Annotated in this window: 13 protein-coding genes; 5 read left to right on the forward strand and 8 right to left on the reverse strand. The window is 61.3% G+C overall.

The window, feature by feature from the left end; translation table 11 throughout:
* Nucleotides 1-442 precede the first annotated feature (442 nt).
* Nucleotides 443-784: a hypothetical protein gene (locus tag PZN02_RS28935; RefSeq protein ID WP_280662377.1), complete on the reverse strand. Its 342-nt coding sequence runs from the start codon at nt 782-784 to the stop codon at nt 443-445.
* Between the two features lie 533 nt (nt 785-1,317).
* On the opposite strand from PZN02_RS28935, the gene PZN02_RS28940 reads away from it, so the two are divergent.
* Complete coding sequence (locus PZN02_RS28940) at nt 1,318-1,560, forward strand: hypothetical protein (RefSeq protein ID WP_280662378.1); 243 nt, start codon at nt 1,318-1,320, stop codon at nt 1,558-1,560.
* 265 nt (nt 1,561-1,825) lie between these two features.
* Here PZN02_RS28940 and PZN02_RS28945 read toward each other — a convergent pair whose 3' ends face one another.
* The 6 genes from PZN02_RS28945 to ligD form a co-directional block, all read right to left on the reverse strand.
* Nucleotides 1,826-2,713 (reverse strand): NAD(P)-dependent oxidoreductase, encoded by an 888-nt coding sequence (locus PZN02_RS28945; protein WP_280662379.1) that lies wholly within the window; start codon nt 2,711-2,713, stop codon nt 1,826-1,828.
* A gap of 119 nt (nt 2,714-2,832) precedes the next feature.
* Nucleotides 2,833-3,606, reverse strand: a complete 774-nt coding sequence (gene xth / locus PZN02_RS28950) for an exodeoxyribonuclease III (protein WP_280662380.1) — start codon at nt 3,604-3,606, stop codon at nt 2,833-2,835.
* A 4-nt stretch (nt 3,607-3,610) separates the two neighbouring features.
* The gene (locus tag PZN02_RS28955; protein WP_280662381.1) at nt 3,611-4,252 is read right to left on the reverse strand and encodes an alpha/beta hydrolase family protein; all 642 of its coding nucleotides are present in this window, start codon (nt 4,250-4,252) and stop codon (nt 3,611-3,613) included.
* Between the two features lies 1 nt (nt 4,253).
* Nucleotides 4,254-5,339 (reverse strand): tetratricopeptide repeat protein, encoded by a 1,086-nt coding sequence (locus PZN02_RS28960; protein ID WP_280662382.1) that lies wholly within the window; start codon nt 5,337-5,339, stop codon nt 4,254-4,256.
* A complete protein-coding gene (gene ku, locus PZN02_RS28965; protein ID WP_280662383.1) occupies nt 5,339-6,211 on the reverse strand; it encodes a non-homologous end joining protein Ku in 873 nt (290 codons plus the stop codon). The genes PZN02_RS28960 and ku overlap by 1 nt, the downstream gene beginning before the upstream one ends.
* A gap of 27 nt (nt 6,212-6,238) precedes the next feature.
* Complete coding sequence (gene ligD, locus PZN02_RS28970) at nt 6,239-8,716, reverse strand: DNA ligase D (RefSeq protein ID WP_280662384.1); 2,478 nt, start codon at nt 8,714-8,716, stop codon at nt 6,239-6,241.
* 95 nt (nt 8,717-8,811) lie between these two features.
* Between ligD and PZN02_RS28975 the strand changes: the two genes are divergently transcribed.
* On the forward strand, nt 8,812-9,387 hold the full coding sequence (locus tag PZN02_RS28975) for a DUF1349 domain-containing protein (protein WP_280662385.1): 576 nt from the start codon (nt 8,812-8,814) through the stop codon (nt 9,385-9,387).
* A gap of 99 nt (nt 9,388-9,486) precedes the next feature.
* Here the strand turns inward: PZN02_RS28975 and PZN02_RS28980 are convergent, their stop codons facing one another.
* Nucleotides 9,487-10,503, reverse strand: coding sequence for a LacI family DNA-binding transcriptional regulator (locus PZN02_RS28980; RefSeq protein WP_280663312.1), 1,017 nt, complete (start codon nt 10,501-10,503; stop codon nt 9,487-9,489).
* 221 nt (nt 10,504-10,724) lie between these two features.
* Here PZN02_RS28980 and PZN02_RS28985 point away from each other — a divergent pair, with 221 nt between their 5' ends.
* The 3 genes from PZN02_RS28985 to PZN02_RS28995 are packed head-to-tail and all read left to right on the forward strand — an operon-like array spanning nt 10,725 to nt 14,592.
* Nucleotides 10,725-12,314 carry a sugar ABC transporter ATP-binding protein gene (locus PZN02_RS28985; RefSeq protein ID WP_280662386.1) on the forward strand — a complete coding sequence of 530 codons (1,590 nt, stop codon included), beginning with the start codon at nt 10,725-10,727 and terminating at the stop codon, nt 12,312-12,314.
* The gene (locus PZN02_RS28990; RefSeq protein ID WP_280662387.1) at nt 12,311-13,627 is read left to right on the forward strand and encodes an ABC transporter permease; all 1,317 of its coding nucleotides are present in this window, start codon (nt 12,311-12,313) and stop codon (nt 13,625-13,627) included. Before PZN02_RS28985 ends, PZN02_RS28990 begins: the two co-directional genes overlap by 4 nt.
* Entirely contained in the window at nt 13,624-14,592 is a 969-nt protein-coding gene (locus tag PZN02_RS28995; protein WP_280662388.1) for a substrate-binding domain-containing protein, read from the forward strand. Before PZN02_RS28990 ends, PZN02_RS28995 begins: the two co-directional genes overlap by 4 nt.
* Nucleotides 14,593-14,614: the final 22 nt, after the last annotated feature.

The raw sequence follows: 14,614 nt of genomic DNA on the forward strand, positions 1-14,614 counted from the left end.
GCCTCCTGTGAAGTGAAGCAGCATTATCGGACCCCAAATAAGAGGTCTGAAAAGGTGGGACAGCGATCTGCTAAGCGATGAAATCCATTGAGCTGAGTTTTCACCCAACTTTGCAGTAAGGTTTCATCGTGACCCGACAGCAGGAGAGCCTTAAAACAACAGCCGATTTCCTCGTCGGCAGGTTTCAAGAAGGATTGAGCGATCCTGATGCCTTGCTTGCTGAAACGGAGAAGCACCGGGGTGGTCGGCGCCCCGCCGAGACGAGGGCGGCCAGCCTTGAATCTCAATCGCGAGGACCGCAGACCTGCCTCATGACGCGACAACGCCAGCGTTGTGCGTCTCATCAGGCGCACAAAGCTGCGACATTTTGCTTCGCTGCATGCGGTCGTCCTTGAATCGACTCCGATTTAAGGAATGCAGTAGCGGCTAGATGTTTGCGATCTCAGGACAATGTGCGGCTGCAGCTCGTTCCGACCTTGCTGACGATGTCCGCAGGAACTTGAATATCGGCCAATATCAACGCCACGAGCTCATCGCGCTTCGCACGATTGTCATAGCCTTTCAAAGCTGCAAGGTCCGTGCTGCTGGCGGTAGCCATTCGTCCCGCGGCACTTGAGCAGACGCCTGTCAACGCATCCACTCTGGCCGTCTCCGCCGCAATTGTGCTGGCACTGGTTGTCGTGACCCATCCAGCATTGAAAGCGATGATCGGCGCGGCAAAGGCCCCTACGACAAAACCAATCGCATAGGGTTTTGTCCGTTCAAGGATTTGATCGAATGTCATGATTTCATTCCCTCTAATCAGGTTGATTATCGGGATCGTTGCGGGCCCGCGCTCGGACCATGAGCCAATGGCAATCCAGATTTTTGATCCTGCGCTATAAAACATTTAATGTAAACAACCAATCCGCAATGTTTGCAGAAAAATATATTTTATATATTGATCTCGCGTGTTGCGCTACGTTTGCGATTTTTTATTGTGCCTATAGGTAGAAAATCAACGCACGCTCGCAGCTTATTTTTTTAGTAAATGGCTTATCGACCTAAAATAGCTTGGTAAGTCAGCGATTGTCAGGTAGAAGTTAAAAATCGTTCTTAGGCTAGCTTGGCTTTTTTGCTTCGCCCGAAGCTCTAGCCCCGCCAAACGCACCCATCATCGATCCTTCAAGCACAGCAGGCTGCTGTGACATCTCATCGGCATGAGAATGTGAAGGAAATCTGCGGCCGACGGCGATCGCGCCGCGCTCTTGTTCTGAACAGAAAGAGCTAAGCGCTCCAGCGGCGCCAGAAATATCCGAGAGGTGAAAGGAGGTTCTTATGCGCGGGTTCCCCGATGATATCGTGGCTGCACTGAGCAAGGCTGAAATTGAGGTGCTCCGGCGCGTATTTGAAGCGATCTGCGCCAGGTACGGAATATCGCGGCAGGGCCAACAAATTCAACGGCTGGCGCAATTCCTCATGAGCGAGTTCCGCCGCGGGCCATTGGATGAAGAGGCGCTGTTGACCGCCGCTCACGAGTTTTGCCGCGAACAGGAACGGGAACCTGGCGGCGCAGAATAGGCGATGCCCCGGCCTCGTAGCAGGGCCAGCGGCTGCCGGTCGCAAAGCAAAAAAGAAAAGGGAGAGAAATGATGAAATCGCATATCGGACGTTTCGGATATCAGTTCAGGCTTGTTGACTTCATGGTGCGATCGTCACTCGTAGTTTCGCTCCTGGTGATAGGGTATGTCACCTTCTACGGAGTTTTCTGGTAGTCGTCAGCGCAACGGGAGCCAGCGGGCCTAGCGGGTAATCGTTCGGCCTCCTCAATCAATTCTCCTTGGGTTCACTTGATCCCATTCGCTTCGGCGATGAAATCAGAGAGCATCGGGACATAGTCTTCGCCGTGGCCGGTACCGACGGCCTGCGCGAAGGAATTGCGGACAGCCGCGCCAATCGGATTGGCGGCGCCCGACGCATTGGCGAAGGCCGCGAGATAGCTCATGTCCTTGAAGGCGTTGCGGATGGCGAATTTGTGCGCATTCGGGTCGCGTTCCAGCACCCAGCGGAAGAAGGTCTGGTAGAACGGGCAATCCATCCGCCCGCCGCGGATGACGCTGTCGAAGACATTTGGGGTGAGGCCGGCCTTCTTGCCGAGCATCAAAGCCTCGGAATAGAGCGCGGCGTAGCCCATCGCCAGGAAGTTGTTGAGGAGCTTCATCGTGTGGCCGGTGCCGGTCGGGCCGGTATGGACGATGCGGCCGGCGAAGCATTCGAGCACCGGCCAGACACGCTGGACATCGTCGTCAGCGCCGCCGACCATGACATCGAGCGTGCCGGCGGCGGCATCGGCCGGCGTGCGGCTGAGCGGCGCGTCGAGGAGCGTGATGCCTTTTCGGGCCAGATCCTCGGCGAGTTTCGTTGTGACGGAGGGATCGGAGGTGGAGCAGTCGACGATGGTGAGCGGCTTGTCCGCGGCTGTGATACCGTCCGCGCCTTCGACGATCGACAGCACCTCTGGGGAGCCGGTGACGCAAAGGACGATGATGTCGCATCGCTCCGCCATCTCGCGCGGCGTTTTGACTTCCGTCGCGCCCTCGGCGAGGAGCGCCTCGACCGGCGCCCGATTGCGATGCGCCATAACCGCAAGCGGCCAGCCCTTCTTCACGATGTTCGTCGCCATGCCCTGACCCATCAGCCCGAGCCCGATGAAACCCACATTCGCCTTCGTCATTGGTCGCCTCCCTGCCGTTGGTCATGTCCGGTCGTCGCTATCCTGCACGATTGAGCACGCATCGCCAAACAAAACAAAGATGTAGCGTCTTGCATGAACTCGTTTGAACGCGACGCGTTTTAATCCCGCAGCGTGATCCACACGGGTGCGTGGTCGCTTGCGCCATCGACGCCGCGAACGTCTCGGTCGATACCTGCACCATTCAGTCGGCGTGTGAGCTTCCGGCTCAAGAGAACATGGTCGAGACGCAGTCCGGCGTCGCGCTGCCAGCGGTTCCGGCGGTAGTCCCAGAACGTGAAGAGCTGTTCCTCCGGATAAATCTTGCGGAGGGCGTCCAGCCAGCCCTGGTCGAGAAGGCGCCGGAAGGCGGCGCGGCTTTCGGGTTGGACGAGGGCGTTGTCGTCGTAGGAGCGGGTCGGGTAGATGTCGCGCGGCTCGGGCACCACGTTGTAGTCGCCGGCAAGCACCACCGGCAGACCGGTCGCCAGCAGTTCGGCAGCATGCAATCTCAGGAGTTCGTGCCAAGCCAGTTTGTAGCCGAATTTCGGTCCGGGCTGCGGATTGCCGTTGGGGGCGTAGAGCGAGGCGATCAGAATGCCGTTTACCGCCGCTTCGATGTACCGGCTTTGCGTGTCAGCCGGATCACCGGGCAACTCGGCCCGGGTCAGGATCGGCTCGCTGTCGCGCGCCAGGATCGCAACGCCGTTCCAGGCCGCCTGTCCGCGCCAGACGGCACCATAGCCGGCCGCCTCGATTGCAGTCTTCGGGAATTGGCTGTCCGTCGCCTTGAGTTCCTGCAAGCAGACGACGTCTGGTTCGGCCGTGGCGAGCCAGTCGAGCAGGACTTCGAGCCGACGGTTGACGCCATTGATGTTGAAGGTCGCGATCTTCATGCGCTCAGCGCACCAGCCGGCCGATCCAGGCGGCAACTGCTTCGGACACCGTCTTCAGATGGTCGGCAGCGGAAAAGCCCGATACGCTCTTGCGCGGTTTGAGGTCGTGGTCGCCATCCTCGAGCCACAAAATTTCGATCGCCTCGGAGAGCGTATAGCCGGCGACGTCCTCGCGGGTGCCGAACTCGTCGCGTGTTCCCTGGCAGATCAATGTCGGCGTCTTCAGGTCGGCGAGATGCTTCGTGCGAAGCTGCTCCGGCTTGGCCGGTGGATGAAACGGGTAGCCGAGGCAAAGCAGCCCGGCGATTTTTCCGCTCGAGTGAAGGTCGTCGGCAATCATGCTGGCAACGCGCCCTCCCATCGACTTGCCGCCGATGACGAGCGGGCCGGTCGCGCCGAGCGCGGCGACGGCGGCTTCGTATTCGGGCTTCAGCGTCTCGGCCCGCGGCGGGGGCTTGCGGCCTTCCGAGGTCCGACGAGCCGCCATGTAAGCGAACTCAAAACGGGCGACGCGAAAGCCGGCGTCGGCAAGGGCCTTCGCGGTCGCGGTCATCGAGGTCGAATCCATCGGTGCGCCTGCGCCGTGCGCCAGCAGAATGGTGACTGCGGCGTCGTCCGGTCCGTCGAACAGGAATTTTTCGCCCATTTCAGCCAGCCGTCCTTGGAAGGAGATGGAGGTCGACGAACTGCACGCCGCGTTCGGCAGCCCGTGCCCACTCGGAATCCTTGTCGAGCTCGAGATAACGCCTCCACCAGCGTCGCGCCTTGGCGAGATTGTCCGCGTCGAATTCGAGTTTCGCCAGGTTGAAGACAGCGTCGGCATAGTCGCCGTCGAATTCGATGGCTTTTTGCAGATATCGGCGCGCAGCATCGATCCGCCCGCGTTCGCTCATGAGCCCGGCAAGGTTGAACCAGGCCTCGACGAAGCTCGCGTCAAGCTTGAGCGCGCGTATGTAATCATGTGCCGCTTCCACCTGTCGGCCCGCTGCTTTCAGGCAGTTCGCGCGGTTGAAGGCGGCGACGGAGTCCGTCGGATCGATGGCGAGACAGCGCTGATAGAGTGCGGCTGCTTCGTCATAGAGCCCTTCTTCCTCGGCGACTTCCGCCCGAACGAAGAGGTCCTCAAGCTCCGCATCGCTGGACGTTCCAAGATCGAACAATAACTGGCCGTCGAGTTCGCTGAGGCCCTCGGCGCGGCGAGCGTAGATCGTGTCCGCTCCTTCGTGATGGAGCGAGAGCGCGGTGAGCGCCGCCACGGATCCCGAGCGGTGCACTGACCGTGCGATCGCACTCCAGCTGGCGCCGCTCTCGACCAGGCCGGCATATTTCCGGGCGAGGATCAGGTCGCGGAAGGAATAGGGTTCGCTGTCATGCTCGAAGGCGTCGAACAGCGAAAGTAGGTCGAAGGTGCGTGCCGCAAGCCGCGATTGATCGAGCAGCGACTGCCGCGTCAAGGCCGAGGCTTCAGGTGCGGTCATCAGTCCCAGCAGCCTAAGAAAGCCGTTCTCGCTAAGAGGACGTCTGTTTTGGCGTATCTCGGAGTCAAACCGGGCTTCGATCTCCGCCTCGCCCGCCTTTGAAAGCAGGCTGCGGCCGAAGACGAGGTGCGATGTCTGGCGTGTGATGCCGCGCCTCAGGTGGCCGAACTGCCGTTCGACCTCGCGCGCCGCCAATCGGCGGGGGAACGCGGCAAGTGCGCCGACGATGCCGAATGTCTGCCCTGCAACCGCCATCAGACTTTTTTCTTGGCCGCCGGCTTGCCGCTGGTCGTTGCTGGCTTCGCCGTTCGCTTGGCCGCCGGCTCGGCCTTGGGCTTGCTCTTGGCGGGCGGTTTCGATTGAGAAAGGCTCGCCTTCAGAGCATCCATGAGATTGATGACGTTGCCGCGCTCGGGCGCCGCCGCAATGATCGGCTTGTGGCCCTTGAGCTTCTCGCGGATCATCTGCATCAGCGCGATCTCGTAGCGATCCTCGTAATTCTTGGGATCGAAGGTCGTGAGCTTCTGCTCGATGAGCGCTTCGGCAAGCTGCAGCATTTCAGGGTCAGGGTTTCCGACCGGAATATTGCCGAAATACTCCGCGGTGCCGCGCACCTCGTTCGGGTTCCGGAGCGTGCAGACGAACATGCCGGTCTCACGCGGACCAATGGTAATCACCCGTTCGCGGCTGGAAAGCACGAGGCGCGCGATCGCCAGCTTGCCGGACTTTCGCAACGCTTCGCGCAACACGATGAAGGTTTCCTCCGCCATCGCGCCGTCCGGTGCAAGATAATAGGGCGCATCCTGGTAGATGACGTCCACCGATCCTTCGTCGACGAACGCCTCGATGTTCATCGTGTGGTTGGATTCGATCTTGACGCTTTCGAGATCGGCATCCTCGATGATGATGTATTTCTTGTCCTCGTACTCGTAGCCCTTCACCAGATCGGACCGCTCGACCAGCCCGAGCTCCGGATCCACCGGCTTCATGTTGATCCGGTTGTGGGTCTTCTTGTGAAGCTGGTTGAAGGTGATGCGTTCACTTGAACTGGTGGCTGGGTAAAGCCTGACGGGACAACTTACGAGACTAAGCCTGAGATAACCTTTCCAACTTGCCCTGGGCGCCATGATCGTCTCCTGCGCGGCAACACGAAACTACTTCCCCGCCTCGGACAACAGCGGCAGATCCCTGGCGAAAGCATCTATTTCCGCCCATGGATCGCCGGACGTGACCAGGAGGCCAGGCAGCGAAGAATAGTTCAAATCCTCCGGAGCGTCGATAGATTCAAGATCGCTCCAGCTTACCGGGGTTGAGGCCGGCAGATTCGTCCTCGCGCGAAGCGAGTAGGGGGCGGCTGCCGTGTGGCCGCGCGCGTTGCGATGGAAGTCGATGAAGATCCGCTTAATGCGGTTTTCTTTGCCCATCGTGGTCGTGAAGACCTCGGGCGCGGTCGCGGCGAGACGGGTGGCAATCGCGCTTGTTGCCTGATGCACCTTTTTCCAGTTGAGTTTCGGCACGATCGGCACGACCACGTGCACGCCCCTGCCGCCCGATGTCTTGACGAAGGGAACAAGATCGAGCGCTTCCAGCTCGCCGCGCACATGGACGGCAGCCTCGACCACCTCGCGCCAGGTGATGCCTTCACCGGGGTCGAGGTCGAAGACGACGCGGTCGGCCTTTTCAAGCCGCTCGCAAACGGTCCCCCAGGTGTGAAATTCGACGACGCCGAACTGCGCAAGCGCGAGATATCCCTTGGCCTCTCCCACCGAAAGGTAGGATTTCGTCTCGCCTTCCGAGTTGGTCGATTGAAAGGTTTCGACCGAGGAAGGCATGCCGGTGAAAGGATGGCGCTGGAAGAAGCAATCCTGTGCTCTTCCCGTCGGGCAGCGTACCAGCGAGACCGGGCGGTTGAGGATGTGCGGCAGCATGAAATCGCCGACGAGCGCATAGTAGACGGCGATGTCGAGCTTGGTGGGGCCGGACTTGCCGAACAGGCGACGCGTCGGATTGGTGATCGAAATGCTGGCGAGATCGGCATCGGAAATCAGCCGCTTTCGCTGCGGCGCGGCGGGCGTCGACAGTTCGATTTCGCGAAGCCCCTTGAATACGGCATGGCGGAGCACATTGTCGGCCGTGCGGTTGCCATAATGGATATGCGCCCACAGCACCGGCCGGACCCAGACGATCTCCTTTGGCGCGCCCTCGAGCTTTGCCGCACCGGCGCGAAGCGGCTCCAATCGCGCGAGCAATTCTTGCGCCGTCTGCGCGTCGAAGCCGGTTCCGACCTTGCCGCGATATTGCAGTTCGCCCTCGACCCATTCGCCGAGCGCAAGCGCGGCAAGGCCCTCTGCCGCCTCGGAGGTGGTGTATCCGGCGATCACGAAGTCGTCCGGCTGCAAGGCCTTGGTCTTGGTCCAGGTTTTCGACCGTCCGCTCTGGTATGATGCCGAGGCGCGCTTGGAGACGATGCCTTCAAGCCCCAATTCCGAGACCCGGTCGTAAAGCGCCCGCCCGTCGCCTGGGACATGGTCGCTGAACTGAATGGCCGAGCGCGCCGATACATGCGCGGACAGCAATTGCGCCAGCAGTGCCTTGCGCTTTTCGAGCGGAACGGCCAGGAGATTCCAGCCGTCGAGATGCAGAAGATCGAAAGCATAAAAGACAAGCTTGTTGCCTGCGCCACTTGACAGCGCCTCCTGTAAAAGCGCGAAGCGGCTGATTCCTTTCTCGTCGGGGACGATGATTTCGCCGTCGATAATGGCCTCGCGACATGGCAGCCGGCGAAAGGCTTCTGGCAGGTCGCCGTAGCGCCTCGTCCAGTCGAGGCCGCCACGGGTGATGAGACGTACGTCACCGTCGGAGATGTGTGCCATCGTTCGGTAGCCGTCGAACTTGATCTCATGCAACCAGTCACCACTCTCGGTGGCACCGCCACCTGGCGGCCTGTCAGCAGGCGTCGCGAGCTGCGGTTCGATGCGGGCGGGCGCTGTACCTTTCACGGCGCCCGGTAGTGCGCCGGGATTGAGCTTGAGCGGCTTGGCGGGCTTCGCCGGTGGTTTCGGCTTCTCGACCAGTTCTTCGATCCGCCGTCCGGATTTGACGCTCTCGGGGCGCGCTGCGAGGATGTCGACAGTCGTGTCGGCCGCCAGGTCGCGTTCCTTGAACAGGAGCCAGTTGCGCTGGTCTTCCTCGCCCGGCTTTGGTTGCAGGCGCGCCAGCATCCAGCCACCATTGAGTTTTTCGCCGGCAAGGCGGAACTTGAAGGCGCCCGTCCGCAAGCTCTTCTCGATGTCGTCCATCGGTGCCCACACGCCCGTGTCCCAGACGATCATCTGGCCGCCGCCATACTCGCCCTCGGGGATGACACCCTCGAAGTCGATGTATTCCAGCGGGTGATCCTCCGTCTCGACCGCGAGCCGCTTGTCCGCCGGATTGAGCGATGGCCCCTTCGGGACGGCCCAGCTTTTGAGCACGTCCCCCACCTGCAGCCTTAGGTCGTAGTGGTCGGCCGTCGCATGATGCTTGTGGACGACAAAGCGGTTGCCGCTCTCGCCGGCAAGCCTGCCGGGCGGCTCCGACGTTTTCGAAAAGTCCCTTTTCGTGCGATAGACCTGTAGCTTCGACGTCGCCATGTGCCTACGCTATGGCTTATAGGGCGAACCCGCAATATGACGTTGAAGCCAACGCGGTAAGCACGCGCTGAACATTGAGGGAGGGGAGGGCAGAGATGGGAGAAAACCATCGCTGGTTGAACGAGCCGGCAAGCTGGCAAGGCGACGAACAGGCGCTGTCGCTCAAGACGGACGGCAATACGGATTTCTGGCGCGAGACCTTCTACGGGTTCGTTCGCGACAGCGGCCACGCCTATCTCCGACCGGTTTCCGGCGATTTCACCGCATCCGCCACGATCACGGGCGCATACGAGCAACTCTACGACCAGGCCGGGCTGATGTTGCGGCTCGACGAGGAGAACTGGATCAAGTGCGGCATCGAATACACCGACGGGCTGATGCATTTCAGTGTCGTCGTTACACGCGGCGTTTCGGACTGGTCGGTCATCCCTCTCCATGAGGCCACGCCATCCGACGCGGTCGAGGTGCGGCTGACGCGCCATGGCGACGCGGTGCGGGTGCAGTTCCGCTTTGGCGATGCGCCCTGGCAGATGGCGCGGCTTTGCCCGTTTTCGGCGGCGGATGCGGAGATCGGCGTCATGGCCTGCTCTCCGGAACGCGCAGGCTTCGAGGCAAACTTCCGCGACTTTAGCGTCGGCCCGCCAATCGCCCGTGCGCTGCATGAGGATTGATAGCGGTGAAGCGCGTCGCGTCAACGCGAATGCACTTTATGTCTCTGGTTCTTGGGCCTGTGGTGTCACGCAAACCGCTGCGCCTTTGGGTGACACGCACTACGCGATCGCGCGCGGCGTAAGGCTGATTGGCCGGCAGGACTCGCGGATCATCAGGCGTCCCTGCAGCACGAGCCGGCGCGGTGTCTCCGGGCTCTTGCCTGAAAGACGGTCGAGGATGAGTTGCGCTGCCTGCTCACCGATCGCCTGAACCGGCTGGGCGATCGTCGTCAGATGCGGCTGGAAAACGTCGGCCCAGGGGAAATCGTCGAAGCTTGCGACGGAGACGTCTTCCGGGCACTTAAGACCGATATCGCGGATCGCCTTCATCACGCCGATGACCATCAGGTTATTAGCGGAAAAGATCGCGCTCGGTCTTTCGGCGCTCGTGAGCAGCTGCATCGTCGCCTTGTAGGCGTCTTTCTCTCGGAAATTGCCGATCCGCACGAGGTCTTCCTCGTAGGGCAGATCGGCCGCTTCCAATGCGGCCTTATAGCCGGCAAGTCGCTCTCGACCCGTCGATGTCTCGAGCGAGCCTGAAATATAGCCGATGCGGCGATGGCCGAGGCCGATCATGTAGAGGGTCGCATCGTGAACCGCACGGCGGTTGTCGAGCACGACGGCATCGGTGTCGATTCCGTCCAAGAGCCTGTCGATCAAGACGGTCGGCAGATTGGCGCCGGCAATAATGCGCTTCAGGGTCTCGTCGTCTCCCGCGGGCGCGATGATCAGGCCGTCCACGCTGCGATCGATCAAGAGCTCGATCTGTTCATCCTGCATCTCGACGTCCTCGTCGTTGCAGCAGAGCATGACCGCATAGCCGGCGCGATGGAGAACGTCCTGGATCACTGCCACGACGTCGGTGAAGAATGGGTTCGTGATGTCGGCCACCATCAGCCCGACCGTGCGCGTGGTGCCGAGCTTGAGACTGCGGGCGATCGCGTTGCGCTTGTAGCCGATGACCTGGATCGCCTCTTCTATGCGGCTGCGCAGTTCGGGGCTGACGGGAGCAGACCCGTTTATAACCGCAGAGACCGTCGCCACGGAGACGCTCGCGGCCTTCGCCACGTCGAGCATCGTGGGTGCGGTGGATTTTCGTGAACGGCGGCGTTGCATCGTTGATCAAAACGTTTCGAAATGCGGCTGGGAAAAACCTTATGTGAGCCGGCGAATTTGTGCAATAGGTGCGCTGCGGCGGGATTTCTAGCCGCTTGACACGCTCGAAACGTTTAGAATACGCTGCAGAAAACATACGAAAATGATCGTCGGATATCGGTGGTGGGGAGGCCGCCAATGTCATGCGCGATGATAATGCGATCTCGCCTCATTCTGATCCGCACAGCGGCGCTGAGCGTGCCGTCCTGACGGCTGAAGGCGTTTCCAAATCCTTCGGGGGTGTCGCGGCGCTCAAGGATGTGCGCTTCGATCTGCGCGCCGGCGAGATCCATGCCCTCATGGGCGAAAACGGCGCCGGCAAATCGACGCTGATGAAGATCATTTCTGGCGTTTATCCTGATTATGACGGTCTCGTGCGCGTCGATGGCACGCCGGTGCGCTTCTCGACAGTCAGGGACGCCGAGGCGGCCGGGATCGCCATCATCCATCAGGAGCTGAATCTTGTTCCGGAGCTCCGCGTCGCCGACAACATCTTTCTCGGCCGCGAACGTGTGATCGCCGGCCTCTTCGTCGATCGCAAGGCAAGCCTCGATGCGTCGCGCGTGCTGCTGCGCCGTCTCGGCATCGAACTCGATCCCGAGGCGCGCGTGGGTCAGCTGAGGGTCGGTGAGCAGCAGCTTGTTGAGATCGCCAAGGCACTCTCGCTTGAGGCGCGCATTCTCATCATGGACGAACCGACCTCGGCGCTTTCACCCGGCGAGTGCGAGCGGCTTTTCAAGATCATGCGCCAGCTCGCTGCCGATGGCGTCGGCATCATCTATATTTCCCATCGAATCGACGAGGTGATGCACTTGAGCGACCGCATCACCGTCTTTCGCGATGGCCGCCATGTCTGGACCCGGCCGAGGGCCGACCTCGATGAAGAGACGGTCATCGCCGCCATGGTCGGGCGCAGCCTGCTCGATGCCCAGAGGCTCGACCGATCGACACAAGGCGACCCCGTGTTGTCGGTGCGTGGCCTTTCGCTTTCAACCTCCAGTCGGCATGGCTGGCGCGACGTATTGAAGAGCGTGAGCTTCGACGTCAGCGCGGGCGAAATCCTCGGCATCGGCGGGCTGCTTGGGGCAGGGCGTACCGAGATCCTGGAAACGATCTTCGGTTCAAGCAATGGCCGGCGCGGCGGCGAGATCAGCCTCGATGGCACTCCGGTCGACATCCGCTCACCGCTCGATGCCCGCCGCCTCGGCATCGCGCTGGTGACGGAAGACCGGAAAACCCAAGGGCTGCATCTCCATGATTCAATCACCGACAACGTGGCCTTGCCGCTGGTCGGTCGGCTGGCGCGTTTCGGTTTGCGGTCCTTCGATGCCGAGAGTTCGCTGAGCAGGAAGGCCGTCCAGACGCTCGGCGTGCGTTGCGGCAGCATCGACCAGGTCGCCGGGACGCTGTCGGGCGGCAATCAGCAGAAGGTGGTGATCGGCAAGTGGCTTGCCACCGGGCCGCGGGTGCTTTTGCTCGACGAGCCGACACGCGGCATCGACGTCGGCGCGAAACGCGAAATCTACGACCTTATCTTCGCGCTCGCGGGGGAGGGGCTGGCGATCGTGGTGGTGAGCTCAGAACTGCCGGAGCTGCTGCATCTTGCAGACCGTATCCTGGTGATGGCCGAAGGTCGCCAGACGGGGCTTATTCCCCGGGAGGAGGCGAGCGAGGAGCGAATTATGCAGCTCGCCGCGCCGCGGGGCGGTGCGCTTGGAAGGGCCGTTGCATGACGTTCTTGAGACTTTTATCCCAGACGAAACTCTATTGGGGCCTGATCGCCATCTTCCTGATCGGCGTTCTCTCGTCGCCGGTGACCTCGTCGGGGAGAAACATCTTTCTTTCCTCCGGCAACCTTCTCGACGTGCTGCGGCAAGTTTCGACGACGGGACTTGTCGCCACCGGCATGACGGCCGTCATTCTTACCGGCGGGATCGATCTCTCCGTCGGCTCGATGATGGCGATCTGCAGCGTCATTTGCGCCATGCTTCTGACCGTGCCCGGCGAAACGCCTGCTGTTTTCTTAGGGTTTCCGGCTGTCGGATTGGCGTCGCTTCTTATCGGTGCGGTCGCCGTTCGCTTCATTTTTATCAATATCGAAAAAACGCGAAGCGGCGTTGCCAATATCAGAGACGTCCAACTCGACCGGATGCGTGGCACGCTCCTGCCCGCGGTCGGCGGCGTCATCCTATGCGCCCTTGTCTTAAGCTTCCTGCTGCCGCAGGTGCAGACGAAGTTCGGCGTCCTGGGGGTTCTCCTGGTCGCGCCCGCCGTCGGCCTGCTCTTCGGGGCGATCAATGGCGTGATCATCGTTGTCGGCAGGCTGCAGCCGTTCATCGTCACCCTGGCGATGATGGTGACGGCACTTGGCATCGCCCGGCTGACGGCCGGTCAGAACAATGCGGTTCTGCCCGTTTACACCGGCAGCAACGCCACCGCGGATTTCGACGTACTTCGCCAGCTCGTCTTCGGCATCGTACCGATGCCCGGCATCTTCTTCATCGCCGCGATCATCCTTTACAGCGTCGTTCTGCGCTTCACGCCCTTCGGCCGCTACGTCTACGCGATCGGGGGGAACGAGGAGGCGGCGCGGCTCTCCGGCATCAATGCCGGGCGGGTAAAGATTGTCACCTACGCGATCTCAGGGCTGCTCGCCGGCGTCGCCGCGGTTCTCTATGTGGCACAGTATCGTCAAGGCAAGCCGGACGCCGGCGCGGGGCTGGAGCTCGACGCGATTGCGGCTGTGGTGATCGGCGGCACGAGCCTCATGGGCGGGCGCGGAAGTCTCGCCGGCACGTTCTGCGGGGTTCTGATCTTCGGGCTGCTCTCCAATATCCTGCAGCTCCACAACATCAACTCTAATCTTCAGCTGGTGCTGAAAGGCGTGATCATCATCGGCACGGTGCTCGTCCAGGAGCGCAATGCCTTCGATGTGCTTGCCCATTTGCGGCTGACAAGCCGCCGCCCGGCGCAAAGGGAAACGGCCGCGGAGGAGCGGCCGTCAAGAGAGACCTTGTCTCTAACCGTGGGAGGAAAGGAAGAATGAAACGTCGTGACATCATGAGACTGGCGGCCTTTGCGGCTGTTCTCGCGGCCACCACCGCGCTCTTGCCGGGCAAGGATGCAATTGCCCAGGACAAGAAGTGGCGCATCGGCTTCAGCCAGGCGACGACCATCGAGCCGTGGCGCGCGCAGTTCAACAAGGACATCATCGCCGAAGCCGCGAAACATCCGGAAGTCGAGCTCATCATCACGGATGGCGAGGACAAGACGGAGAAGCAGGTCGCCGACGTCGAGAACCTGATCCGTCAGGAAGTCAATGCGTTGCTCATTTCGCCGAAGGAGTCGGCCGGCCTGACAGGCGTCGTCCAGCAGGCGATCGACGCAAAGATCCCCGTCTTCGTTCTCGACCGCAACGTCGAGACCGACCAGTACACCCAGTTCGTCGGAGGCGACAACAAGCTGATCGGCCGGGCGGCGGGCGAATATGCGGTCGAGCTTCTCGGCGGCAAGGGCAAGGCCCACGGCAATGTTGTCGAGATCTGGGGCGGCATGGGCACGCAGCCGGCGCACGACAGGCACGACGGCTTCCACGAATTCACCGACAAGGAGCCGGGCATCAAGAACCTGCTCGACCAGCAGTCCGGCGATTGGAAGCAGGACCAGGCCTATAACATCATGGCGACGGCGCTTCGCAACAACGAGAAGATCGATCTCGTCTACGGCCACAACGATCCGATGGCCTATGGCGCCTATCTGGCGGCCAAGGACGCAGGCCGCGAGAAGGACATCAAGTTCATCGGCATCGACGCCCTGCCGGGTGAAGGCGTGACCTGGGTCAATAATGGCGAACTCACCGCGACCTTCCTCTATGCGACACCCGGTGCCGAGGGACTCCGTCAGGCGATCAAGTTCCTGAACGGCGAAAAGGTCGAAAAGACCGTGACGCTCGACACGATGAAGGTGACGAAGGAGAACGCCGGCCAGATCATGAAGGAGAAGGGCCTGTAATCGCTTCACTTTGAATGGCTGC

The organism is Sinorhizobium garamanticum (genome assembly GCF_029892065.1).
Taxonomy (GTDB): domain Bacteria; phylum Pseudomonadota; class Alphaproteobacteria; order Rhizobiales; family Rhizobiaceae; genus Sinorhizobium; species Sinorhizobium garamanticum.

Coding starts and splice junctions, on each gene's coding strand:
- ku (WP_280662383.1), bottom strand. CDS start 6,211: ATGGCGCCCAGGGCAAGTTGGAAAGGTTATCTCAGGCTTAGTCTCGTA.
- PZN02_RS28960 (WP_280662382.1), bottom strand. CDS start 5,339: ATGGCGGTTGCAGGGCAGACATTCGGCATCGTCGGCGCACTTGCCGCG.
- ligD (WP_280662384.1), bottom strand. CDS start 8,716: ATGGCGACGTCGAAGCTACAGGTCTATCGCACGAAAAGGGACTTTTCG.
- PZN02_RS28945 (WP_280662379.1), bottom strand. CDS start 2,713: ATGACGAAGGCGAATGTGGGTTTCATCGGGCTCGGGCTGATGGGTCAG.
- PZN02_RS28995 (WP_280662388.1), top strand. CDS start 13,624: ATGAAACGTCGTGACATCATGAGACTGGCGGCCTTTGCGGCTGTTCTC.
- PZN02_RS28985 (WP_280662386.1), top strand. CDS start 10,725: ATGCGCGATGATAATGCGATCTCGCCTCATTCTGATCCGCACAGCGGC.
- PZN02_RS28975 (WP_280662385.1), top strand. CDS start 8,812: ATGGGAGAAAACCATCGCTGGTTGAACGAGCCGGCAAGCTGGCAAGGC.
- PZN02_RS28990 (WP_280662387.1), top strand. CDS start 12,311: ATGACGTTCTTGAGACTTTTATCCCAGACGAAACTCTATTGGGGCCTG.
- PZN02_RS28935 (WP_280662377.1), bottom strand. CDS start 784: ATGACATTCGATCAAATCCTTGAACGGACAAAACCCTATGCGATTGGT.
- xth (WP_280662380.1), bottom strand. CDS start 3,606: ATGAAGATCGCGACCTTCAACATCAATGGCGTCAACCGTCGGCTCGAA.
- PZN02_RS28955 (WP_280662381.1), bottom strand. CDS start 4,252: ATGGGCGAAAAATTCCTGTTCGACGGACCGGACGACGCCGCAGTCACC.
- PZN02_RS28940 (WP_280662378.1), top strand. CDS start 1,318: ATGCGCGGGTTCCCCGATGATATCGTGGCTGCACTGAGCAAGGCTGAA.
- PZN02_RS28980 (WP_280663312.1), bottom strand. CDS start 10,503: ATGCTCGACGTGGCGAAGGCCGCGAGCGTCTCCGTGGCGACGGTCTCT.